At 73.5% G+C, this 23,211-nt stretch carries 14 protein-coding genes; 4 read left to right on the plus strand and 10 right to left on the minus strand.

Features of this window, described 5'->3' with window-relative positions; translation table 11 throughout:
- Position 1: 1 nt before the first annotated feature.
- The 4 genes from ACIP6U_RS15720 to ACIP6U_RS15735 form a co-directional block, all read right to left on the minus strand.
- Complete coding sequence (locus tag ACIP6U_RS15720; RefSeq protein WP_401717146.1) at positions 2-343, minus strand: acyl carrier protein; 342 nt, start codon at positions 341-343, stop codon at positions 2-4.
- Positions 340-4,908 carry a beta-ketoacyl synthase N-terminal-like domain-containing protein gene (locus ACIP6U_RS15725; RefSeq protein WP_401717149.1) on the minus strand — a complete coding sequence of 1,523 codons (4,569 nt, stop codon included), beginning with the start codon at positions 4,906-4,908 and terminating at the stop codon, positions 340-342. Before ACIP6U_RS15725 ends, ACIP6U_RS15720 begins: the two co-directional genes overlap by 4 nt.
- A gap of 1 nt (position 4,909) precedes the next feature.
- Complete coding sequence (locus ACIP6U_RS15730; RefSeq protein WP_401717151.1) at positions 4,910-12,115, minus strand: SDR family NAD(P)-dependent oxidoreductase; 7,206 nt, start codon at positions 12,113-12,115, stop codon at positions 4,910-4,912.
- 472 nt (positions 12,116-12,587) lie between these two features.
- Positions 12,588-13,940: a hypothetical protein gene (locus ACIP6U_RS15735; protein WP_401718507.1), complete on the minus strand. Its 1,353-nt coding sequence runs from the start codon at positions 13,938-13,940 to the stop codon at positions 12,588-12,590.
- Between the two features lie 137 nt (positions 13,941-14,077).
- On the opposite strand from ACIP6U_RS15735, the gene ACIP6U_RS15740 reads away from it, so the two are divergent.
- Together ACIP6U_RS15740 and ACIP6U_RS15745 are read left to right on the plus strand one after the other, a co-directional pair.
- On the plus strand, positions 14,078-15,322 hold the full coding sequence (locus ACIP6U_RS15740; RefSeq protein ID WP_401717154.1) for a molybdopterin-dependent oxidoreductase: 1,245 nt from the start codon (positions 14,078-14,080) through the stop codon (positions 15,320-15,322).
- Positions 15,289-15,849, plus strand: a complete 561-nt coding sequence (locus ACIP6U_RS15745) for a hypothetical protein (protein ID WP_401717156.1) — start codon at positions 15,289-15,291, stop codon at positions 15,847-15,849. The genes ACIP6U_RS15740 and ACIP6U_RS15745 overlap by 34 nt, the downstream gene beginning before the upstream one ends.
- Here ACIP6U_RS15745 and ACIP6U_RS15750 read toward each other — a convergent pair.
- From ACIP6U_RS15750 to ACIP6U_RS15760, 3 genes are read right to left on the minus strand one after another with little or no spacing between them, the layout of a single operon-like run.
- Positions 15,783-16,487 (minus strand): class I SAM-dependent methyltransferase, encoded by a 705-nt coding sequence (locus tag ACIP6U_RS15750; protein ID WP_401717159.1) that lies wholly within the window; start codon positions 16,485-16,487, stop codon positions 15,783-15,785. The genes ACIP6U_RS15745 and ACIP6U_RS15750 overlap by 67 nt on opposite strands.
- 5 nt (positions 16,488-16,492) lie before the next feature.
- Complete coding sequence (locus tag ACIP6U_RS15755) at positions 16,493-17,110, minus strand: DUF2064 domain-containing protein (protein WP_401717162.1); 618 nt, start codon at positions 17,108-17,110, stop codon at positions 16,493-16,495.
- Complete coding sequence (locus tag ACIP6U_RS15760; protein WP_401718510.1) at positions 17,107-17,793, minus strand: glycosyltransferase family 2 protein; 687 nt, start codon at positions 17,791-17,793, stop codon at positions 17,107-17,109. The genes ACIP6U_RS15755 and ACIP6U_RS15760 overlap by 4 nt, the downstream gene beginning before the upstream one ends.
- A gap of 147 nt (positions 17,794-17,940) precedes the next feature.
- Between ACIP6U_RS15760 and ACIP6U_RS15765 the strand changes: the two genes are divergently transcribed.
- Complete coding sequence (locus ACIP6U_RS15765) at positions 17,941-18,777, plus strand: response regulator transcription factor (protein ID WP_401717165.1); 837 nt, start codon at positions 17,941-17,943, stop codon at positions 18,775-18,777.
- A 3-nt stretch (positions 18,778-18,780) separates the two neighbouring features.
- Positions 18,781-19,899, plus strand: coding sequence for a sensor histidine kinase (locus ACIP6U_RS15770; RefSeq protein ID WP_401717168.1), 1,119 nt, complete (start codon positions 18,781-18,783; stop codon positions 19,897-19,899).
- Positions 19,900-19,929: 30 nt separating this feature from the next.
- Here ACIP6U_RS15770 and ACIP6U_RS15775 read toward each other — a convergent pair whose 3' ends face one another.
- From ACIP6U_RS15775 to ACIP6U_RS15785, 3 genes are read right to left on the minus strand one after another with little or no spacing between them, the layout of a single operon-like run.
- Positions 19,930-20,922 carry an NAD-dependent epimerase/dehydratase family protein gene (locus tag ACIP6U_RS15775; protein WP_401717169.1) on the minus strand — a complete coding sequence of 331 codons (993 nt, stop codon included), beginning with the start codon at positions 20,920-20,922 and terminating at the stop codon, positions 19,930-19,932.
- A gap of 52 nt (positions 20,923-20,974) precedes the next feature.
- Positions 20,975-22,435, minus strand: coding sequence for a sensor histidine kinase (locus ACIP6U_RS15780; protein WP_401717172.1), 1,461 nt, complete (start codon positions 22,433-22,435; stop codon positions 20,975-20,977).
- Positions 22,432-23,121: a response regulator transcription factor gene (locus ACIP6U_RS15785; RefSeq protein ID WP_401717175.1), complete on the minus strand. Its 690-nt coding sequence runs from the start codon at positions 23,119-23,121 to the stop codon at positions 22,432-22,434. The genes ACIP6U_RS15780 and ACIP6U_RS15785 overlap by 4 nt, the downstream gene beginning before the upstream one ends.
- Between the last annotated feature and the right edge of the window lie 90 nt (positions 23,122-23,211).

Genomic DNA, 23,211 nt, shown 5'->3' on the forward strand with positions numbered 1-23,211 from the left:
CTCAGCCCGCCTCCGCCGACTTCAGGCTCTGCACCACGTACTCGACCAGCCGGCCGACGGTGAGTTCGATGATCTCGTCGAACTCCATGTCGGCCAGGAACTCCGCGAAGTTGACCCGCCTGCCGTACTTCTCCTGCAACAGCCCGGCCAGCGTCACCAGGTCGATGCTCTCCAGCTCCAGATCGCGGTTGAACGTGGTCGTCATGCCGATCTCGACGTCGTCGAGGCCGTACTCGTCCTCCAGCAGGCGCGCCAGCATGCCGGTGATGTCGGCGAGAACCGCGTCCTCGGTGGTAGCGGTGGACTCTTCCGTGGCAGTGGAAGGGGCGATGGGATCGGTCATCGGTCGTACGACTCCTCTGCGTGCTGCGGGCCGGTGGTCCAGGCCACGACGTAGTCCCGGTCGGGCAGTGCGGGGGGATTGGCGGTGCGTTCGAGGTGCACGGTGTACGCGCGTTCCAGGCGCCCCGAGACCAACAGCCGGTCCGCGCCGGTGACTTCGAGCACCTCGAAGTCCCGGGGGCGTCCGCCGAAGCCGGTTCCCTCGGCCTTGGCGACCGCCTCCTTGGCGGCCCAGAAGCGGGTGAACCACAGCGCCTCGGACTCGCCGGTGCCTGTGCTCGCGCGGACGGCGTGCAGGAGCCGGAGTTCGGCCGGGCCGAGTGCGGTGGCGAAGGTCGACGGATCGCGCTCGACGATCTCTTCGAGGTCGATGCCGGGGCCGGGACCTGGCGTGTGCGGTCGGACGATCGCGACCGCCGACTCGGCGCGGTGCGCCAACGAGACGTCCAGTGCGGGCAGTTCACGTCCGTGCAGACCGGTGACGTACGGGCGGCCCAGGTCGTCGTTGTGCACCCGGATCTCCGCCGGGAAGACGGGCCCCTCACCGTGGTCCCACAGCCACTGCCGTACCGCGTCCTTGAGCGCGATCCGGCCGAGCAGCCACTGCCTGCGCCCGCGCGGCGCGTGCTCGGCGTACTGCGAACGCTCCGCGCCGCTCAGTGAGTTGCGCATGATCAGGTCGCGCGAGGCGAGGTCGGGCCAGCGCTCGTGCAGCAGACTCCAGCCGCCGGGGCGCATCTCGGAGAGGGTGTTGCGGTCCGGGAAGCGCTCCACGGGACGGGTCTTGGGGTCGTTGTCGAAGCGCCGGTCCTGCCAGCCGGTCACCTCCGCCCAGACCTGGCCGCCGACGCTCAGCCGGACGTCGGCTTCGAGGACGGCGTCGGTCAGGGAGGTGATCCGGACCACGCACTCCACGTCCGTACCGGGACGCGGGTGAGGACCGTAGAAGCGCGTCTCGCGCAGCTGGACGGGGAAGACGACCGTCCGCTCCGTGCGGGTCGCCATGATCCAGTAGCCGAGGATCTGGCCGACGTTGTCGAGGAGCGCGCCGGGGGCCGGCGGGGTCGTGATCACCCCTCGGACGTGGTGCTCGCCGATGCCGGTGAGCTCGGTGACGCCCTGGAACGCCGGGCCGTGGAACATCCAGCGCTCGCTGTAGAGCTGGGCCGCGGTGTGCTCGGGGGTGCGGTCCCCGCCGGGGTGAGGGTGGTGCACGGGGGCGGCCGGGTAGGCGGGGGCCAGCTCCACGACGGCTCGGGCGCCGGGGCCGAAGGTGACGGCGAGCCGGTTCGGGCCGTCGGGGGCGACGGTCACCGGCACGTCGACGGGGGGTGTCGCCGTCAGCCACTGGTCGAAGCGCGCGCCATGGACCGCGACCGCCCGCATGCCGGGAGCGTTCGCCTCGGCCGTCTCCATGATGTGCTGCACGATCGTCGTCGCGGGCACGACCGGCCACCGGTCGGCGACGTCGGGCCAGCCGGGGCGCTGCGGGAAGAAGCAGTGGTCGAGGAGGTAGGGCATGGTGTCGGGGGAGACATGGAGGGTGGTGCGGCGGCTGGTGGTCGGGGGCGCCTGGACGGCACTCGCGGTGATCAGCGCGGCGGCGGTGTCGGCGGTGTCGCGCAGCAGGGCGGACAGTTCGGCCGCGACGGGGGAGCCGGCGACGAGGGCTTCGAGGGCGGGGGAGGCGCCGACTGACGCCAGGGGAAGGGGAGTTGCGGCGGCAGGTGTGCGCGCGGTGGTCATCGGCCGTAGCTCTGCGCGGAGTTCCCTGAGGGCCCCGGCCCCCAGCGACACCAGCGCCCCGCCCAGATCGAGGCGGATCGGCGGTCGGTCGACTCGTGCACGTCCTTGAGGTGTTTGTACTTGAGGTGTACGTCCCTGGGGTGGCAGGTCGGGTGCGATGCCCGCCCCCGCCGTCCACAACGCCGTTGCCACTCGGCGGAGTTGGGCGAGGCCCGTGCGGTGGGGCGAGTTGGCGGCGACGACCAGATGCTCACGGGCGCCGAGGGTGTCGCCGACCAGGGAACCGAGCTGGCCCGTGCCGACCTGGACGAAGACACGGTGGCCGGCGGCGTACAGACCCTCGACGAGCTGCCGGAACCGGACCGGCTCCAGCAGGTGCCGGACGAACAGCGCACGCACGGCCGCCTCGTCCTCGGGGAACGGTGACGCGGTCGTCCCCGACCACAGAGGAACCTTCGGTGGGTGGAGCCGGAAGCGGTTGGTCGCCTCCTCGATGGGACCGAGGTAGGGCTCCAGCATCGGGGTGTGGAAGCCGGACTGGAACGGCAGCACCTGACTCAGCACACCCTCCGCCCGGAAGGCCCGGACGAACTCCGTCACGGCTTCGACCGGGCCGCACACCATCGACTGGCCCGGCGCGTTGTCGTGCGAGAGGACCACACCCTCCGCCGCCCACTTCTCGTCCAGCGCGGCGACAACCCGTTCGGCGGACGTGCCGATCGCGCCGAACGCCAGCCCGGGGACGGTCAGTTGATCGGGGTCGAACGCGTCCATGAAGGCGCCGACCTCGTCCCCCGCGTACACCCCGGCCGTCACCATCGCCGTCCACTCGCCCACGCTGTGCCCGGCGACCGCGTCCGGCACCACGCCCATACGGCGCAGAGCGGCGTCGAGCAGCCGGCCGACGGAGACGACACCCAGGCCGTGCCGGCCCACGTCCCCGACCCGCGCCGGACCCGCCGAACGCACCGATGGCAGACCGAAGTGGTGGGCCACATCGTCGACTTGGGGGTCGAAGTCGCCCTCCAGGCCGGGGAAGAGAAAGGCCGTCCCGCCGGTGAGCGGGCGCGGTGTGAACCACACATCGCTGCGCCCTTGCCAGGCCCGCCCCTTCGCGACCGCCCGCCGGGCCAGCGCGAGCCGCTTCGCGGTCGGGTCGACGATGCCGAGCCGCGCGCCGCCCACCGCGGCTGAGGGGCGCGTGGTGTCGAGGGCCGCGGCCAGTACGGCGCTGTCGTCGGTGTCGAGCAGAGCGGCGAGGTCCTCGGGGGTGTCGGCGGCGAGTGCGAGGACGCGCTCGGGTTCGGCGACGGTCACGTGACCCGCCTGACCGGCCTGTCCCGCTTGACCCGCCTGTCCCGGCCGCCCCGGATCAAGGGCGGTCACCGACCCCGCCGCCTCCCGAAGCCGTACCGCACCCGGCGCCTCCTCCAGCACCACGTGCGCGTTGATCCCCCCGAACCCGAACGCGTTCACCGCCGCCCGTCGCACCGGCCGCTCGGCCGACGTCTCCCAGGGAGTCGCCTTCTCCAGTGGGCGGAAGCGTGTGGCCGCGAGTGCGGGGTGCGGGTCGTCGCAGTGGAGGGTCGGGAGGAGCATGCCGTGGTGGACGGCGAGGGCCGCCTTGACCAGGCCCGCGACACCGGCGGCGGGCATGGTGTGGCCGATCATCGACTTCACGGAGCCGATCACCGCATCACCGTCACCCTGGCCGAACACCTCTGCCAGGGTGGCCAGTTCGGCTCCGTCACCGGCGGGTGTCGCCGTGCCGTGGGCCTCCAGGAGGCCGATCGAACCGGGCTCGGCGGGATCGAGAGCGGCCGCCCGCCACGCCTGGCGCACCGCGTGGGTCTGGCCGGCCGAGTCGGGGTTGAAGAGGCTCGCCGCGCGGCCGTCACTCGCGACACCCGTGCCCCGGATCACGGCGTAGATCCGGTCGCCGTCGCGTTCGGCGTCGGCGAGGCGCTTGAGGACGACCACGCCCGTGCCCTCGCCGATCAGGATGCCGTCGGCACCCCGGTGGAAGGGCCGGATGCGCTGGCTCGGGGAGAGCGCGCGGAGCTGGGAGAAGACGCTCCAGAGCGTGATGTCGTGGCAGTGGTGGACGCCTCCGGCCAGCATCACGTCACAGCGCCCGGAGTCCAGTTCGGTCACCGCCTGGTCGACGGCGACCAGCGAGGAGGCGCAGGCCGCGTCCACCGTGTACGCGGGGCCGCGCAGGTCGAGCCGGTTGGCGACCCGGGAGGCGGCCAGGTTGGGCACCAGGCCGATGGCCGACTCGGGGCTGTCCGGGCCGAGCCGCTCGGTGAACGCCGTCCGCACCCGGTCGAGCTGACCGGGTGTCAGGTCGGGCAGCAGCTCGCCCAGCGTGCGGACGAGTTGTCCCGCCGTCCGCACCCGCTGGTCGAGCCGGACCAGGCCGGGGGTCAGATAGCCGCCCCGGCCCAGGATGATCCCGACGCGGTCGCGGTCGGGCAGCCGGTCCTCGCCACCCGCGTCGGCGACGGCCTGCGCCGCCACCTTCAGGGCGATCAGCTGGTCCGGCTCGGTCCCGGCCACCGAGTTCGGCATGATCCCGAACCGGGTGACCTCGACCTCCGCCAGCGTGTCCACGAACCCGCCGCGCCGGCAGTACACCTGGTCGGCGACGGCCGGACCGCCGGCGGAGCCCGGCCGGTAGTACGCCTCCGCGTCCCACCGGCCGTCCGGCACGTCCGTGATGGCGTCGGTGCCGTCCAGCAGATTGCGCCAGTAGGCGTCCAGGTCCGGGGCGCCCGGCAGCAGCACCGACATCCCCACGATGGCCACGGGGCCGGTCATGTCACCAGCCCGACGCGGTGTAGACGACGGACCGGACCGACTCCTCGCCCCAGGCGAGTTCGCGCAGCAGTGCCGCGGTGCCCTCCTCCGGGTCGATCAGGCCGATCCCACGCCGGGCGTACTCACGGCCCAACTCCGGTGTCACCATGCCGTGATGACCGCCCGTGGGCGCCCACGGCCCCCAGTGCACGGTCAGCGCGCGCCGCCCGGTGCGGGCCGCCCAGGCGGCGCCGAGGCTCTCCAGCGCGTCGTTGGCGGCGGCGTAGTCGACCTGCCCGCGGTTGCCGAGCACGGCCGAGATGCTGCCGAACAGCACGGCGAAAGCAGGCCCGTTGGGGAGTTCGGCCAGCGCCGACAGCAGCGTCTCGGCGCCCTCCGTCTTGGTGCCGTAGACCCGCTGGAAGGACTCGGCGGTCTTCTCCGCGATCAGCCGGTCCTCGATCACCCCGGCCGCGTAGACGACCCCGTCGAGGCGGCCGTGCTCGGCGTGGATCTCCTTCACCGCCTGGAGGGCGCCGTCGGGTTCCCGGAAGTCGACGGAGTGGTAGCGCGCCGGGCTGCCGAGCGCGGCCAGTTCCGCCAGGGTGGCGGTGATCTCCCGCTGGGCCAGCAGGAGTTCGGCGGCGCGGTTGATGTCGGCGGGCGAGCGGCCGCCCTGGGCGGCGAGGGCGGCGCGCAGTTCGGCGGGGGTGCGGGCGGCGGCGGTCGCCGGGTCCTCGGGGCCGGCCGGGGCGGGCGTACGGCCGAGCAGTTCGATACGGCACCGGGAGGCCGCGGCGAGCGCGGCGGCGAACTTCGCGGTGATGCCCCGCGCGCCGCCGACCAGCAGCACCACCGAGTCACGGTCGAGTCCGAGCGCGGCGGCCTCGGCGGCGCCGTCACCGGCCGGTCCGGCCCCGTTGGTGGCGAGTGCCCCGAGCGGTACCTCGGTCAGCTCCAGGCCGTGCCGCCCGGACGCGCCGCGCACCACCACGGGAACGTCGTCGTCGGCTGTCAACTCGCCGATGACCCCGTCGGCCACGGCAGTTGGCGTGAGGTCGTCGACGTCGACGACCCTCGCGCGGATCTCCGGGTACTCACGGGCGACCGTACGGAACAGCCCGTGCAGACCCGCCGAGCGGAGGTGCGACCCGGCGGGACGCACCGCCAGCAGGTGGCGCGGCGCGCGCCGCAGGACCGCCTGGAGGACGGTGAACGCGTCGGGCAGCACCGGGGGCCGGGCGCCGGCGAGCGGGTCGAGGAACAGTACGCCGTCCACGGCCCCGTCGGCCTCGGTCAGCAGGTGGTCGGCGGTGAGCGGGGTCACCTCGGCGCCGTGCGCGGCGAGCCGGGCGGCGACCTCACGGGCCACGGCCGCGGTGTCGTCGTCACCGAGGAGGACGAAGCGCTTTCCGGACAGGGCGGTTTCCCCTTGCGGGGTGGGGGAGTTGGTGTCGACGGAGCTGCCCTGGCCGTCGGCGACGCTTCCGTGGCCGGGGAGGAGAACGGGCCGGAGCACGAAGCGCCGGGGAGCCACGCCACCGACCTCCGGGGTGTCGGGCGCGGCCGGAGCGGCGGGGGCGCCAGGTGTGTCCTGGGTCGCCCCCGGCTGTTCGGGCGCCGGCGCCGTGGGCCCGGTCAGGCGGGCCGCCAGCCAGTCCGTCACCGCGCCCGCCGTACGGGCCTTCGCCAGGTCCTCCAGTTCGGAGTCGTCCAGCGCGGTCACGTCCATCCCGGCGCCGATGCCCAGCCGCTTCGCCAACTCGCCCGCTATCTCGGCCCGTTTGATCGAGTCGATGCTGAGGTCGGCCTCCAGGTCGAGGTCGGGCTCGATCATGTCGACGGGGTAGCCGGTCCGTTCGCTGATGATCTCCAGGACGACAGCAAGGACTTCGGCCTCGCCGAGAGCCTCGGCGGCGGGCGCGGATTCCTGGGCGGCCACAGGGAGTTGGGGCGGAGGCACGTCCTGCGGTACGGCGGCGACGGCTGCCGGTACCGGTGCGGTGGCCGTCCCCGGGACCCACTGCACGGGTGGGGCCGCGGGCGCGGGCACCCACTGTCCGGGGGCCGTCGCGCCGAAGTACGTCAGCAGGACGTCCCGTTGCGCGGCCACCATCTCCCGGCTGGTGCGCAGGAATTCGGCGATCAGCTCGTCCCGGTTGACCGGGGCGGGGCCCGGCTGGTTCGTCGTCACGGTCGTCTCCACAACGCGTCGAGCCGGTGCGAGCGCACCGGGAAGGGTGTCTCCTGCGGCCGTTCGGACCAACTGGCCGTCGACCGTCCAGCCGGGGCGCCGGGGCGCGGTCGCCTTGGTCGCGTCGACGGCGTCCCGCCCCTGGAACAGCCATCCGGTGCGCACCGGCACGCCGGCGACGGCCAGTTGGGCCAGCGCGTCGAGCCAGCCGCGCAGCCCGCTGCCGGTGCGCGGCTCGCACGCGACGACCCGGTGCGGACGGTCCCCGAGGATCTGGCCGACCAGCCGGGTCAGCACCGTCCCGGGCCCCGCCTCCACGAAGATCCGCGCCCCGGCCTCGTACATCGCCTCGATCTGCGCGACGAAGCGGACCGGTGAGCCGATTTGGGCGGCGAGTTCGGCGCGGATCGCGTCGGCGTCACCGGCGTAAGGGGCGGCGGTGCGGTTGGACCAGACCGGGAACTCCGGTGGCTGCACAGGCCGTTCGGCAAGCGCCTCGGCGAACCCCTCGCCCGCGTCCGCGACCAGGGGGCTGTGGAAGGCGCAGGCGACGGGGATGCGTTTGGCGCCGAGACCGGTCTCGCGCAGCAGTCGTACGGCGGTGGTGACCGCGTCCGTCGGGCCCGAAACCACCGTCTGGCGGGGCGAGTTGTGGTTGGCGAGGACGACCGACTCGGGGGCACCGGTCGCCCGCAGAGCCGCCGCGACCTCCTCGGCGCCGGCGGCGACCGCGGCCATCGTGCCCGGGTCGTCCCCGCCGGTGGCCGCGAGGATCGCCGCCGCGCGCTCGGCGCTCAGTTCCAGCAGCGCCTCCGGTTCGATCACGCCGGCCGCGCACAGGGCGGCCAGCTCGCCGTAGCTGTGCCCGGCCGCCATGTCGGGCCGCACGCCCGCCGCCCCGAGCAGGGCGTACGCGGCGAGCGAGGTGATGCCGAGGGCCGGTTGGGCGACCCGCGTGTCGGTCAGATCGGCCTGCGCGCGGTCGCGCGCGGTGTCGTCGAACGCGGTGGGCGGATAGAGCGCGGTGGCGTGGTCGCGCCCGAGCTGGAGGTAGTACTGGAGCTCGGGAAAGGCGATGAAGACGTCCGCGAGCATCCCGGGCCGCTGGCTGCCCTGCCCGGGGAAGAGGAAGGCGACCTTGCCGGCACCTGCGGTGGGCGGAACAGGGACGGGCGGGGGCGGACCAGAGGGCGAGGAGGTGCTCGCGGGGTGCGTGCCGTCGACCGCGCGGTGCGGGGCGCCCGCGAGGCGGGGCGTGTGCGTGGTGGACGGAAGTGCGTCCGTCGTGCCCGGCCCCACGGGCGTGGCCGCGGGCCGCGCCTCCGACGCGCGGACCGCGTCGGCCGACCGACTCCCTCCCTCGCCCGTGGGCCCCGGCCTTCCGGTGTCCGTCGCCTGCGTCCCGCCGTCCGCCAGATGGATCCCGGCCCCCGGATCGTGCTCCCCGGCCAGCGCCCGCCGCAGCCGCGTCACCAGACCCTCGACGTCCGTCGCGACCACCGCCACCTGGACAGGCTCATGGCGTGCGTCCGACCTGCGGGACGCGGCGAGCGCGAGATCCCGTAGCCGCCAGGGCAGGCGGCCGTCGGTGCCGGAGGACTCCGCCGTCTTCAGGAGGGTCTCCATGCCCCGCCGGGCCGCCGCCTGGTCCGTGCCCCGGAAGGTGAACAGCTCGGCCGGCCAGGCGTCGAGACCGTGGGCGGGCGGTACGGCGTCGGCGTGGGCCTCGATCACGGCGTGGAAGTTGGTGCCGCCGAAGCCGAACGCGCTCAGGCCCGCGATGCGTTCGCCGGCCGGCACCGCCCAGGGGCGGGCCTCGGTGTGGAAGACGAAGGGGCTCTCGCCCTCCCGCCAGGCCGCGTTGGGCCGCCGTACGTGCAGGGTGGGCGGCTTGACCCCGGTGTACAGGGACAGCACGGTCTTGATCAGCCCCGCCAGACCGGCGGCGCACTTGGTGTGCCCGATCTGCGACTTGACCGAGCCGAGCGCACAACTGCCGGGCACGGCACCGGACTCGGTGAACACCTCGCTGAGGATGGTGAGTTCGGTACGGTCGCCGACCACCGTGCCGGTGCCGTGCGCCTCGACGAGACCGACCTCGGAGGGCGATACCCCCGCGTTGCGGTACGCCCGCCGCAGTGCGGCCCGCTGCCCCTCAGGGCGCGGCGCGGTCAGGCCCAGTGAGCGGCCGTCGCTGGAGCTGCCGACTCCCTTGACCACGCCGTAGATCCGGTCACCGTCGCGCTCGGCGTCGGACAGCCGCTTCAGGACGACGCACGCGACGCCCTCGCCGAGCGCGATGCCGTCGGCCGAACTGTCGAAGGCCCGGGAGCGTCCGGTGGGCGAGAGGGCGTGCACGGACGAGAAGAGCACGTAGTCGTTGATGCCGTTGTGCAGGTCGGCGCCGCCGCACAGCACGACGTCGCTGGAGCCGCCCACGAGTTCCTTGCAGGCGACGTCCAACGCGGCCAGCGAGGACGCGCAGGCCGCGTCCACGGTGTAGTTGGCGCCGCCGAGGTCGAGCCGGTTGGCGATCCGGCCGGAGACGACGTTGGCGAGCATGCCGGGGAAGGAGTCCTCGGTGAGGTCCGGCAGCTGCTCGGCCAGGCCGTCGGGGACCTTGCCGTAGTACGAGGGCAGGACGGCCCGCAGGGTGGTGGCGTTGGAGAGGTCGCTGCCGGCCTCCGCGCCGAACACCACCGAGGTACGGGCACGGTCGAACTCCCGTCCCCGCTCGCCGTATCCGGCGTCCTCAAGCGCCCGCCGGGCCGCTTCGAGGGCCAGCAGCTGCACCGGCTCGATGTTGCCGAGAGAGGTCGGCGGGATGCCGTAGCGCAGTGGGTCGAAGGGGATCTGGGGCAGGAAGCCGCCCCACTTGGACGGGGTGACGCCCGTGCCGTCCTCGGACCAGTGCACGGCGGGGTCCCAACGGGCGGCCGGCACCTCGCCGACGGCGTCATGGCCGCCCAGGACGTTGGCCCAGAAGGAGGCGAGGTCCGGTGCCCCCGGGAACATGCAGGCCATGCCGACGACAGCGATGTCGAGCGGCTCGGGTACGGCCTCCTCACCCAAGTCCCCGTCCTCGTCGAGGAGTTCACGGGACCGCCCGGCGTAGAACTCGGCGGCGCCCGCCGTCACCGAGCGGTGCAGCGCGCCGACGGTCGTGGTCGCCGAGCGCAGCACGGCCACCTCGCCGGCCATGAACATCCCCTCGGCGAGCTGGCGTTCCTCGTCGACGGCGGCCAGCTCCCCACCGGCATCCCGCTCCACGCCCTTGCTGGCGATGCGCAGACGACCGACGTTGAGCCGCTCCAGCTCCTCCCACATCCGCCGGTCGGGAACGCCCCGCGCACGCAGTTCGTCCCCCAACTCCCGGAAACCGTCACTGAACGGGCTCCGGACGCAGCGGGTGGCATGGCCGGGCGCGGTCTCCAGGAGGGCGGTGCCGGTGGCCCGTACGACCTGTTCCTGGAACAGGGGCTGGATCGCCCCGCACTCCACCGCCTCCTCCGTGAACAGATAGGCGGTGCCCATGAGGACGCCGACGGCCGCGCCGCGGGCCGTCAGCGGGGCGGCGAGCGCGGCCACCATCGCGGCCGACCGCTCGTCGTGCACACCACCCGCGAAGAACACCTCCAGGCCCTCGGCCTTGGGAAAGTCCTCCAGTACGGCGAGTTGGGCCTCCCAGAGCGGAAAGCTGTTGCGGGGCCCGACATGGCCGCCGCACTCCGAGCCCTCGAAGACGAACCGGCGGACGCCCGCCTCCAGGAACTGCCGCAGCAGCCCCGGCGAGGGCACGTGCAGGAAGGTGCGGATCCCGACGCCCTCCAGCGCCTCGGCCTGCGAGGGCCGGCCGCCGGCGATGATCGCGTGTGTGGGCCGGAGTCGGCGTACCGCTTCGAGCTGGGCGTTCCTGGTCTCCTCGGGTGCGAAGCCGAGCACTCCGACGCCCCAGGGCCGTCCCGCCACGGCGTCCCGGGTCTGGGTGAGCACCGCGTGCGTCTGCTCGCCGGTCGCCAACGCCAGCGCGATGAACGGCAGTCCGCCCCCGTCGGCGACCGCCGCGGCGAACCCCGCCTGGTCGCTGACCCGGGTCATCGGCCCCTGGGCGATGGGTAGTTCGGTGCCGAGAGCCTGGCTCATGGGGGAGTCGGGACGCAGCGCCCGAGCCGGCGCGTCGTCCCGCACGGCGTCCCGCACGGCGGCGGTCAGTCCGCGGACCACCCCGCCGACGTCACCCCACCGCTCGGCGAACCGGGCCGCGAGAAAGCCGTCCTGACCCACAGGCAGGAGTTGGGTGCGCGGATCCTGGGCGCCGAGGGAGCGGGCCACCTCGGCCGGGTCCTCGGTCCGCACCTTGGGAGTGTCAGGGCCTCGGCGGTGCAGCACCCGATGCCCTGCCACGACCGTCGTCTCGGAGCCGTCCATCGAGCGCAGCGCCGCCGCTGCCGCCTCGGGCAGCCCGGACTCGGCCAGCAGCGCGAGCTGGCTGTCGAGCACGACCCCGGCCGCCCCGCCGGCCACCGCCGCGGCGGCCGTACGCGGACCGATGCCCCCGCAGGCCCAGACCGGGACGTCCACGCCGGGTGCGGCCAGCAGTTGCTGGAGAAGCACGAACGTGCTCAACTCGCCGACCCGCCCGCCGCTTTCACTGCCGCGGGCGATCAGCCCGTGCGCGCCGCAGCGGACCGCGTCGAGGGCCTGGTCGAGGTCGGTGACCTCGACCAGGACACGATGAGCCCCGGCGAGATCCGCGACCCGCAGTGGCGCGTCGGCGGCCAGGACCACGGTGGTCGGGCCGTCCGCGAGCTCACCGGACCGGATCCGGCAGCCGGCCCCGAGGCGCACCCCGTAGGTACCGGGCGCCCAGCGGCGCAAGCGCGCCAGGGCCTCTCTCGTTCTTCGGTCACCGGGTCCGAGATCCAGTACGCCTAGACCGCCGGCGTGGCTGACGGCCGCGGCGAGTCGGGCGTCCGGGTCACGCAGCGGGGTGATTCCAATGATCAAGTCTTCGGCGCGCAGGGCAGACGTCATGATTCTCCGAATGAACGGCGAAACTGCACGGTGGGGGGATACGGCCTACGAGCGGCGAACCGGTGCGAAAGGGCACACCGTTATGCGTGGAAAGTCGTGTGGATAACTAGTGAAAAGCTAGCCCCATGGTTACCCGCGGGTCAACATCGCCTACGCGGTCGATCGGCCCTCCGCCATGATCCAGCCAGTTACACCAGCTCATCCCAAACTTCCGAAAATCCGGCCATTCCGCGACCAAGTCCCTCCGGGGCGCGCTCGCATTCACTTGTGTCACATGCCTCCGAAACGTGACGGACAGGGAGGCGGAGCCCACGTAAATACTTCGTGACGCGGTCCGCGTGGGAACTGTGCGCGGAATTGTGCGTCACCGAATTCCGTCCATCCGCAGTCAAAAGCCGCTGTTGTAGTTTCAGTCGACAGTCACCGGAATGGGAGCGCTTTCTTCGCGGCCGCGTTCTTCCCGCCGCGTTGTTCACCAACCCGTCAGCAACAGGTGATTGACGAGCAGCGCGAGCACGGCCTGGGCGGTGAGCCAGGCGCGTGGGGCGGACAGGAACGCGCAGGCCGGCAGAAGCCACATCGCGAACGGCAGCCAGATGCGTTCCGTCTCCGCCTTGCTCATGCCGGACAGGTCCGCGACGAGGAGGGCGAGCAGAGTGGCGGCGACGAGGAGCGCGAGGCGGCCGGTGGACGTCCGGTCGGATCGCCGCAGGGCCGCACCTGCCCGGCGCAGGCCGGCCGCCGTCGCCGGGCCCACGATGATCGCCGTGCAGGCCAGGTTCGCCCACACCCAGTAGCCGTACGGGCGGACGCCGCCCGCGCCTTGGTAGTAACGGGTGACCAACAGGCGGTACGAATCCCACCAGTTGAAGCCCAGCGCGGTGAACACGGCCGGTACGACGGCGAGTCCGGCCAGGGCGAAGGGGAGCGGGCGGGCGCGGGCGCGGCCCAGGACGAGTACGGCCGCGGCGATCAGGGCGAAGAGGGTGAGGCCGTACGAGAGGTAGGCGGTCAGCCCGAAGAGCAGACCGGACGCGAGGCCGGTCCACCGCGGCCGGTGTCCCGTGACCGCGAGTGCGAGCAGCGCGAGTGCCCAGGCGGCGACGGCCGCGAAGTAGCCGTCCGCCGAGGTGCCCACCCACACCGCGGCCGGCGCCAGCAGCAGGAAAGGGGCCGCGCGCCGGGCCGACTCCTCGTCCGCCAGGGCGCGTACGGCGACCAGGACCGCGACCGCCGCGGTGGTGCCGACGGTGATGACGAAGGCGCCGGCCCAGCCACCGCCGCCCATTCCGATCCGGTCCAGCAGCACGAAGGTGAGGGTGGCGCCCGGGGGGTGCCCGGCGACATGCGCGGGCCAGTTGGCGGGCGAGTCGATCAGGATGTGGTGGGTGAAGTCCCGCAGGGCGTACGGGATGTCGTGGAAGCGGCCGACGGAGCGCAGGTACTCGTTCCTCGTGGTCAGCTGCTCGGCGACACCCCGGTACCAGCCGTCCACCAGGGCCAGGGACCACGTCCACGCCGATCCCGCCGCCCAGACCGCGAGGAGCAGCGGGCGCCAGCGGAGCCGGGCGGCGAGCGCCGGGCCGTACGCGACGACGCAGGCCGCGACGACGATCGCGGCCGGCGTGCCCGGGCCCACGTGCGGATGCCAATCGGCGAGCAGGGGCGGCCAGTTGACGCGGAGCGAGCCGTCGCGGTGCTGGACCGCCCGGCCGACGAGGACGGCGGCGAGGACGAGGAGGGCGGCGGCAAGGGCCGCGCAGAGATCGCGACGGAGATCACCGCGAGCGGCACGGGCGAGGGGCCGGCGAAGGGCACGGGGCAGGTCGGGGAGAAGGTCGCGGTGCACGCGGCAACGCTAGGCCGCCGTGGCCCGTCCGAGGCGCTGACGTGGGCGGACGTCAGACTTTCGTCATGATTCGCAGACCCTCTCAAGGGTGGTCGCGGACCTACCGTCGGGGCATGCCACGCACTCCCTTCTCGCCCGCGTTCTGGCGCAGCCCGTTGCGCGGGCCCTGGTTCACCTCGCTGCTCGGCCTCGTCCTGCTCGGCGGGATCACGGTGCTGTTCGTGACGGGACTGCTGTCGTACGCCGCCTACAACCCGGACCTGTCGTCGGTGAACGACAAGACCCCGGGCAAGGGGCTGCTCGGCTTCTACCTGTTCGCCTGGCCGACCGACCCGCACTGGCTGTACCGGCTCACCCAGGGCGTCCACGTCACCCTCGGGATCGCCTTGATCCCCGTCCTGCTGGCCAAGCTGTGGTCGGTCGTGCCCAAGCTGTTCACCCTGCCGCCGGCCCGGTCCCTGGCCCACGCGCTGGAGCGGCTCTCGCTGCTGCTCCTGGTCGGCGGCGGTCTGTTCGAGTTCGTCACCGGCGTGCTGAACGTCCAGCTCGACTACGTCTTCCCCGGCTCCTTCTACACCCTGCACTTCTACGGCGCCTGGGTGTTCTTCGCCGCGTTCGTCGCGCACGCCGTGCTGAAGACACCGGTGGCCCTGCGGAATCTGCGCGTGCTGCGGGGACGGTCCGGCGCGCACGAACCGCCGGGCGACAGCGACGAGTTGACCTCCCCGAACCCGGGCCCCACCACCGTGTCCCGGCGGGGAGCGGTCGGCCTGGTCGGGGGCGGTTCGCTGCTGCTGTTCGGTACGACGGTGGGGCGGAGCTTCGACGGGCTGCGCTGGAGCGCCGTCCTCGCCCCGCACGGCGGCGCCGAACCCGGGAGCGGACCCGGCGCCTTCCAGATCAACAAGACCGCCGCGTACGCCGGGATCAGGGCGGCCGACACGAGCGAGGAGGCCTGGCGCCTGGTCGTGACGGGGCGCGGCGGCACCGTCCGGCTCAGCCGGGCCGAACTGCTCCGACTGCCTCTGAACAGCGCCGCGTTGCCCATCGCCTGCGTCGAGGGCTGGGCCACCTCCGACCAACGGTGGCGCGGAGTACGGCTGCGGGATCTCGCCGCCCTCGTCGGACACGACGAGCCGACCGACGTCTTCGTCGAGTCGCTTCAGATGCACGGCTCGTTCCGCCGGGCGGCCCTGCGCGCCAACCAGGTCGCCGACCCCCGCTCCCTGCTCGCCCTCTTCGTCAACGGAGCGGAACTCACCCCCGACCACGGCCACCCGGCGCGAATCATCGTGCCCGCCGCGCCTGGAGTGCTCAACACCAAGTGGGTGGCCCGACTGACATTCGGAGACCTGTGATGAGACTGACCCTCGGCCGCCGGCGACCCGCGCTGCGCCCCCGGTTCCGGCTCGGCGGCCCGCTCCGCCCCCGCTTCGAACTCGGCAGCCCGTTCCAACTCCTGCTGCTCGCCTGCTCGTTCGCGCTCGCCGCCTACGCGGGGGTGCGACTGCTCGACCGTGACTGGTTCGACGTGGCGCTGTGGATCGTCGGCGCCGCCCTGCTCCACGACCTGGTGCTGCTCCCGCTGTACGCGGCGGCGGACCGCCTGCTCGTGCGGGCGGCGGGCCGACGGCCGGGCGCGGTGATGTACGTCCGGGTGCCCGCCGTCCTGTCCGGGCTGCTCCTGCTGGTGTGGTTCCCGCTGATCGGCGGCGAGGTGGCGGGGCGTTACACCGCCGCCACCGGCCTGTCCGCCGACGGCTTCGCGACCCGCTGGCTGCTGCTGACGGCGGCGCTGTTCGGCGGCTCGGCCCTGCTCTACGTCCTGCTGTACGCGGTGCGGCTGCGCAGGGCGACGAAGGAACGGCCGTCGGCCGACCACTGATCGACGGCACGCCAGCCCGCGCGCTCCCCGAGGCGCAGCAGGGCCGGCGTGCCGAGCCGGGCCCATGGGAAGGCGGTGCCGACGGTCCCGCGGGCGTCGGTGACACGTACGTGGATCTGCTCGTCGACGTCCAGCCCCGCCACCGTCTCGGCGATCAACAGGCCGCCGGGGGCCAGGAGTTGGGCGGTCCGGTCGAGCAGGGCGCGCGGGTCGCCGCCGATGCCGACGTTCCCGTCGATCAGCAGCGCGGTGCCCCAACGGCCCTCACCGGGCAGCGGTTCGAAGACCGACCGGTGCAGGGCCTGTCCGCCGAGGGCGACCGTGCGGGCCACGGCCGCCTCGCTCACGTCGATGCCGAGCACCCGCCGGCCTCGTACGGCCAGAGCCGCGACCAGTCGCCCCGGCCCGCAGCCGACGTCGAGCACTGTGCCCTCGCAGCGCCGCAGCACCCCCAGATCCACCGTGTCGGCGTCCGCGCACCACCGCTCGACCTCCAACGGCAGCAGCCATCCGTCGGCCCGCCGCAGGAAGAGCGGCCCCCGGCCGCTGCGCAGGGCGTCGGAGTACGGATCGGCGGACCAGGGCCGTCCCTCGACCGAGCCGCTCTGTCGGGTGACCCGCTCGGCCACCCTCGTCACGCCGCTCACCGAACCCCCGTTCCGCTCAGCTCGGTCCATCGCGCGGCGAATCGACTCCCGGCCGCCGCCCTTGCGACGACCTCCGCGTCGTACGCCGTGTCCACATCGCGGAGGCACGGCAGCTCCCGTACCCGCAGGCCCGCCAGCCGGGCCCGTTGGGCGGCGCCGGTGTGCGGGGTCGACATGGGGACGCCGAGGAGGAGCGCGGGGTCGGGGGCGGCCAGGCCCAGGGACCAGAAGCCGCCGTCCTCGGCGGGACCGAAGTACGCGTCGCAGTCGGCGAAGTCGACGGTGAGGAGGTCCGGGGTGACCTGGGGGGTGTCCATGCCGACGAGGAGGGCCGGGCCGGTGCAGCCGGCGAAGGCCGCCGCGAGCCGGACGTCGAGACCGCCCGCGCACTGCGGCACCACCTCGAAGCCGGGCGGCAGCCAGGGCCCGGGCGCGCCGTCGAGGACCAGGACCCGGCGGTCGGCCGGGGTGCGCGCCACCGTGTCCAGGGTGTCCGCGAGCGCCGCCTCGGCGAGGGCCGCGGCCTCCGCCGGCGTGAACGGCGGGGTCAGTCGCGTCTTGACCCGGCCGGGCCGGGGTTCCTTGGCGATGACGAGGAGCGTGGTCGCGGTCATCGCAGGGCTCCCTGGTCGGCGGGGCGTTCGGCCAGTACGCGGTTCATGTCCCGTACCGCCTGCCAGGTCCCGCGCCAGGTCCCGGTCACCTTCGAGGCACCGAGGCGCGGACGGTACGGGACGTCGTACTCGGCGATCCGCCAGCCCGCCTCGGCGGCGCGCACGACCATCTGGAGCGGGTAGCCGCTGCGGCGGTCCGTGAGGCCGAGGCCGAGGAGGGATGCGCGGCGGGCGGCACGCAGCGGGCCGAGGTCGTGCAGGCGCAGACCGGTACGGCGGCGCAGCAGACGGGCGAGGGCGAGGTTGCCGGCCCGGGCGTGCGGCGGCCAGCTGCCGCGGCCCTGCGGTCGGCGCCGGCCCAGCACCAGGTCCGCCTCGCCGGACCGGATCCGGTCCACGAAGGGCACCAGGTCGGCCGGGTCGAGGGACGCGTCGCAGTCGCAGAAGCAGACGATGTCCGCCGTGGCGGCCAGCAGGCCCGCGTGGCAGGCGGCGCCGAAACCGCGCCGCTCCTCGCGCACGACGGTCGCGCCGAGCGCGCGGGCGAGCTCGGCCGAACCGTCCGTGGAGCCGTTGTCCACGACGAGGGCGCGCCAGCCGGCCGGCACCCGCGCCAGGACTTCGGGCAGCGCCTCGGCCTCGTCGAGACACGGGAGCACGACGTCGACGCCGGCGGGCGCCATGGCCGGGAAGGGAGAGGGAGTGGGGGTGGTCGTCACGGTCTCACCCTACGAACGGAAGGTTCGCATTTCGGACTTCGGATTCTTACGAAACGCGGACGTCAGAGGCCTGCGACGGCATCGGAGCGGGCCGGGTGCGAGGCTGGCGGCATGGAGCAGCAACAGCCTTACGCACCGGACGGGGCGAGGGTCCTCGTCGTGGACGACGACCCCACCGTCGCCGAGGTCGTCTCCGGATACCTCGACCGGGCCGGATACGTGGTCGACCGGGCCGGTGACGGCCCCGACGCGCTGGCCCGGGCCGCCGCGCACTGGCCGGATCTCGTCGTCCTCGACCTGATGCTCCCGGGCATGGACGGCCTGGAGGTGTGCCGGCGGATGCGGGGACAGGGACCCGTGCCGGTCATCATGCTCACCGCGCGCGGCGACGAGGACGACCGCATCCTCGGCCTGGAGGTCGGCGCCGACGACTACGTCACCAAGCCCTTCAGCCCCCGCGAACTGGTGCTGCGCGTCGAGTCCGTCCTGCGCCGCGCCCGGCCCGTGTCGGCGCCGCGCGGCCCGCTGCGCGCGGCCGGTCTGTCGCTCGACCCGGCGGCCCGCCGCGCCCTCAAGGACGGTGCCGAACTCGCCCTCACCATCCGCGAGTTCGACCTCCTCGCCTTCTTCCTGCGGCATCCCGGGCACGTCTACAGCCGGGAGGACCTGATGCGGGAGGTGTGGGGGTGGGACTTCGGCGACCTGTCGACCGTGACGGTCCATGTCCGGCGCCTGCGCGGCAAGGTCGAGGACGATCCGGCCCGGCCACGCCTGATCCAGACGGTGTGGGGGGTCGGCTATCGGTTCGACGCGGCGGGACAGGACGCGGCGGCGCACGATGGCGCAGGTCAGGACGCGGCGGCGCACGATGGCGCAGGTCAGGACGCGCCGGGGCAGGACGGCTCCGGGCCGGACGCCCCCGGAGACGGTTCCGGACAGGAGGCCTGAGTCATGCGTGACACCATGCTCATCGCCCTCTTCGCCTTTCTCGGCGCGGCCGCGGCCGGGCTCCTCGGGGCCGGCGTGCTGCTGCTGATCCGGCGGCGCTCGGTCGTCGCGCACCTCGCCGTGGTGGCCGCCGTCGCCGTCGCCGCGATGCTCGCGGGGACGCTGGCCGTCGCGCAGGCGATGTTCCTGTCCAGCCATGACCTGAGCGTCGTCACGACGGTCGTCGCCATGGCCACCGTGGTCTCCCTGGCCACCGCCCTGCTTCTCGGCCGCTGGGTCGTCGGCCGCAGCCGCGCCCTCGCGCTCGCCGCCCGCTCCTTCGGTGACGGCGGCGACTTCACCACCCCCGAAGGCGCGGCGACCGCCGAACTCGCCGACCTCAGCCGGGAGTTGGAGAGCACCAGCACCCGACTCGCCGAGTCCCGGGAACGCGAGCGCGCCCTGGAGTCCTCCCGGCGCGAGCTGGTCGCCTGGATCTCCCACGACCTGCGCACCCCGCTGGCCGGACTGCGCGCGATGTCCGAGGCCCTGGAGGACGGCGTCGCCGACGACCCCGACCGCTACCTCCGCCAGATCCGCACCGAGGTCGAACGCCTCAACGACATGGTCGGCGACCTCTTCGAACTCTCCCGCATCCACGCGGGGGCGCTGGCGCTGAGCCCCAGCCGGATCTCCCTGTTCGACCTCGTCGGCGACGCGCTGGCCGGCGCGGACGCGCTGGCCAGCGAGCACGGCGTACGGCTGATCGGGGGCCGGGTCGAGCCCGTGCCGGTGGAGGTGGACGGCAAGGAGATGAGCCGGGTGCTGGGCAACCTGCTCATCAACGCGATCCGGCGCACCCCGGCCGACGGCACAGTCGCGGTGGCCGCCGAACGCTCTCCGGAAGGCGTGGTGCTGTCCGTCACGGACGGCTGCGGAGGCATCCCGGAGGAGGACCTCCCGCGCGTCTTCGACACGGGCTGGCGCGGCACCCACGCCCGAACTCCCCCCGCCGGAGCGGGCCTTGGCCTCGCCATCGTCCGGGGCATCGTCGAGGCCCACCAGGGCCGGGCCACCGTACGCAACATCCCCGGCGGATGCCGCTTCGAGGTGACGCTGCCGGTTGCGGTGTCCGAGGCGTGAGCCGCCCGTCCCACCCCACGCCTACTACGTCTACTCCGCCGCGGCGAACTCCCGCATCCCCTCCTCGAACCCCACCCCCGCCTTCCACCCCAACTCCGTGCGCAGCAGCGTCGAGTCGGCCACGATGTGCCGTACGTCGCCGAGCCGGTACTCCCCGGTGACCGCCGGCTCCGGGCCGCCGTGCGCGGCGGCCAGCGCGCGGGCCATCTCGCCGACCGTGTGCGGCTCGCCGCTGCCGGTGTTGTAGACCGTCAGCGCGCCCTCGGTCGAACTCGCCTCCAGCGCGGCCACGTTGGCCGCCGCCACATCCCGTACATGCACGAAGTCCCTTAGCTGGCGCCCGTCTTCGAAGACCCGCGGTGCCTCACCGCGGGCCAGCGACGAGCGGAAGAAGGAGGCGACACCCGCGTACGGGGTGTCGCGGGGCATGCCGGGGCCGTACACGTTGTGGTAGCGCAGCGACACCGCCGAGGCACCGGGGGTGGCCCGGGCCCACGCCGCCGCCAGGTGCTCCTGGGTCAGCTTGGTCGTCGCGTACACGTTCCGCGGGTCGACCGGGGCGTCCTCCGCGACCAGCCCGCGCGACAGCTCCGCCCCGCACACCGGACAGGACGGTTCGAAGCGGCCGGCGTCGAGGTCGGCGACCGCGCGCGGGCCCGGCCGGACCACGCCGTGCGCGGGGCAGACGTACCGCCCCTCGCCGTACACGACCATCGACCCGGCGAGCACCAGGCGTCGCACGCCCGACTCGGCCATGGCGGTGAGCAGCACGGCGGTGCCGAGATCGTTGCGGGAGACGTACTGTGCGGCGTCCGCGAAACCGGCGCCGAGGCCGACCATCGCCGCCTGGTGGCAGACCGCGTCGACGCCGGACAGGGCGCGGCGGACGGCGTCCGGGTCCCGTACGTCGCAGGCGGGGTCGGCGCGGTCGTCGTACACGACGGGCTCGTGCCCGTGTGCCTCCAGTGCCCGCACGACATGGGACCCGATGAACCCGGCACCGCCGGTGACCAGTACACGCATGCGTCCACGCTAGGGCGGCGACCCGGCTCGGCGAGGGCTCACACCCCGCACGTCACGGGTCCGTAAGACCTGCCGTACCGCTGAGCGGGAGCCGTACGGTGAACACCGTCCCGCCCGGCCCTCCGCCTACCTCGATCGTCCCGCCGTGCGCCCGGATCAGCGCGTTCGCGACCGAAAGGCCCAGGCCGCTGCCGCCCCGGTCGCGGCTGCGGGCCTTGTCCACGCGGTAGAAGCGGTCGAAGACGCGCTCCCGGTCGGCGGCCGGGATGCCGGGGCCCGCGTCCGTGACCCGGACCACCGCGCCGGAGCCCTCGGCCGCGACCGAGATCGAGACGGGGGTGCCGACGGGGGTGTGGACGGCCGCGTTGGTGAGGAGGTTGTCCAGGACCTGGCGGACGCGCTGCGGGTCCAGGCGCAGCCGGAGCGACTCGGGGCCCTTCTCGACCGTCAGCGGATGGTCGGCGTGGCTCGCGCGGAACGCGTCCGACGCCTCCTCGGCCAGCTCCACCAGATCCGCGTCCCGCATCCGCAGCGGCGCCTCCACCTCCGCCGCGTCGAGGCGGGCGAGCAGCAGCAGGTCGTCGAGGAGCACGCCCATCCTGGCGGCCTCGGCGCGCAGCCGGGCCAGGTGCTTGTCCCGCTCCTCGGGCGCGTTGGCGGCGGCGTACTGGAAGAGGTCCGCGTAACCCCGTACCGACATGAGCGGGGTACGCAGCTCGTGCGAGGCGTCCGCGACGAACCGGCGCAGCCGCTGTTCCGCCTCCGCGCGGACCGCGAGGGAGTCGTCGATGTGCTCCAGCATCGTGTTGAAGGCGGTGCGCAGCTCCTCGACCTCCGGGCCGCCGCCCCGCTCGTCCGCGCGCAGCGGCAGCCGCGCCGCCGACTCGGTCAGGTCGTGCGAGGCGATGCCGTGCGCGGTGTGCGCCATGTCGCTCAGTGGTTGCAGACCGCGCCGCAGCAGCCGGCGGCCGAACACCACCAGGGCCAGCAGCGCGGCTCCGAAGGCGACCACCTGGATGACGACCAGGTGCTGGACCGTGTCGTCGATGTTGTCCATCGGCGCCCCGCTGACCAGCACCACCCCGGGCTCGACCTCGCAGGCACGCAGCCGGTACTCGCCCTCGCCCGTGATGTTCCGGGTGCGCAGCAGCTCCGACCTGGCGGAGGCCTGGTCCTTGGCCAGGGCGGTCAGGTCCTTTATGTCCGTGGGCAGGTCCGAGCTGTCCTCGGGCTTGCGCAGCACCGGGTTGCCGTCCTTGACGTCGTACACCGCGTAGTACCAGCGGTAGTACTTCTTGCCCTCCAGGGAACCCTTCGCCGCGATGTTCTTCGACTGGGCGGTCTGCGCGAGGCCGAGCTGGTCGTCGAGCTGGGCCGACAGATAGTCCCGCATGTACATCGTCAGGGCGGTGCCCACGACGGCGAACGCCACCAGGGCCAGCACCCCGAGGCCCAGCGCCAGGCGGGTGCCCAGCCGCAGCCTCCGGTACGTCCGACTCAGCCTCCCGATCACTCGGCGACCAGCCTGATCACGTATCCGAAGCCCCGCACGGTATGGATCAGCGGCTCGCCCGTGTCGTCGAGCTTGCGGCGCAGCCGGCTGACGACCAGCTCGACCACGTTCGAGCGACCACCGAAGCCGTACTCCCACACATGGTCGAGGATCTGCGCCTTGGTCATCACGGTCGGCGACTTGCGCATCAGGAAGCGCAGCACCTCGTACTCGGTCGGGGTCAGCGTGAGCAGCTTGTCGCCGCGCCGCACCTCACGGGTGTCCTCGTCCATCGTCAGGTCCGCGACCTGGAGGACCGACCGCTGGAACCCGGGCCCGGCGCTGCGCCGCAGCACGGTCCGCAGCCGGGCCATCAGCTCCTCCACCGCGAACGGCTTGACCAGGTAGTCGTCACCGCCCCGGGTCAGCCCGGCCACCCGGTCGGCGACCGCGTCCCGCGCGGTCAGGAACACCACCGGCACCATCGTCCCCGAACCGCGCAGCCGGTCGAGCACGCCGAAGCCGTCCAGGTCCGGCAGCATCAGGTCGAGCACCACGATGTCCGGATGGAACTCGGCGGCCCGCCGCAACGCCTCCTCACCGGAGTTCGCGGTGACCGCCTCCCAGCCCTCGTAACGGGCGACCGTCGCGACGAGGTCGGCGATCGGCGGGTCGTCGTCCACGACGAGGAGTCGTACTTTTTCCACCCGCACATAGTGCGCCACCCAGGCTGGAATGCCACGGCCGGTGTCCTCGGGCGACCGTATCGATAAGCACTTGAAAGTTGTCCGACAGCA

The sequence above is a fragment of the Streptomyces sp. NPDC088794 genome, from assembly GCF_044750545.1.
In the GTDB taxonomy this organism is placed as follows: domain Bacteria; phylum Actinomycetota; class Actinomycetes; order Streptomycetales; family Streptomycetaceae; genus Streptomyces.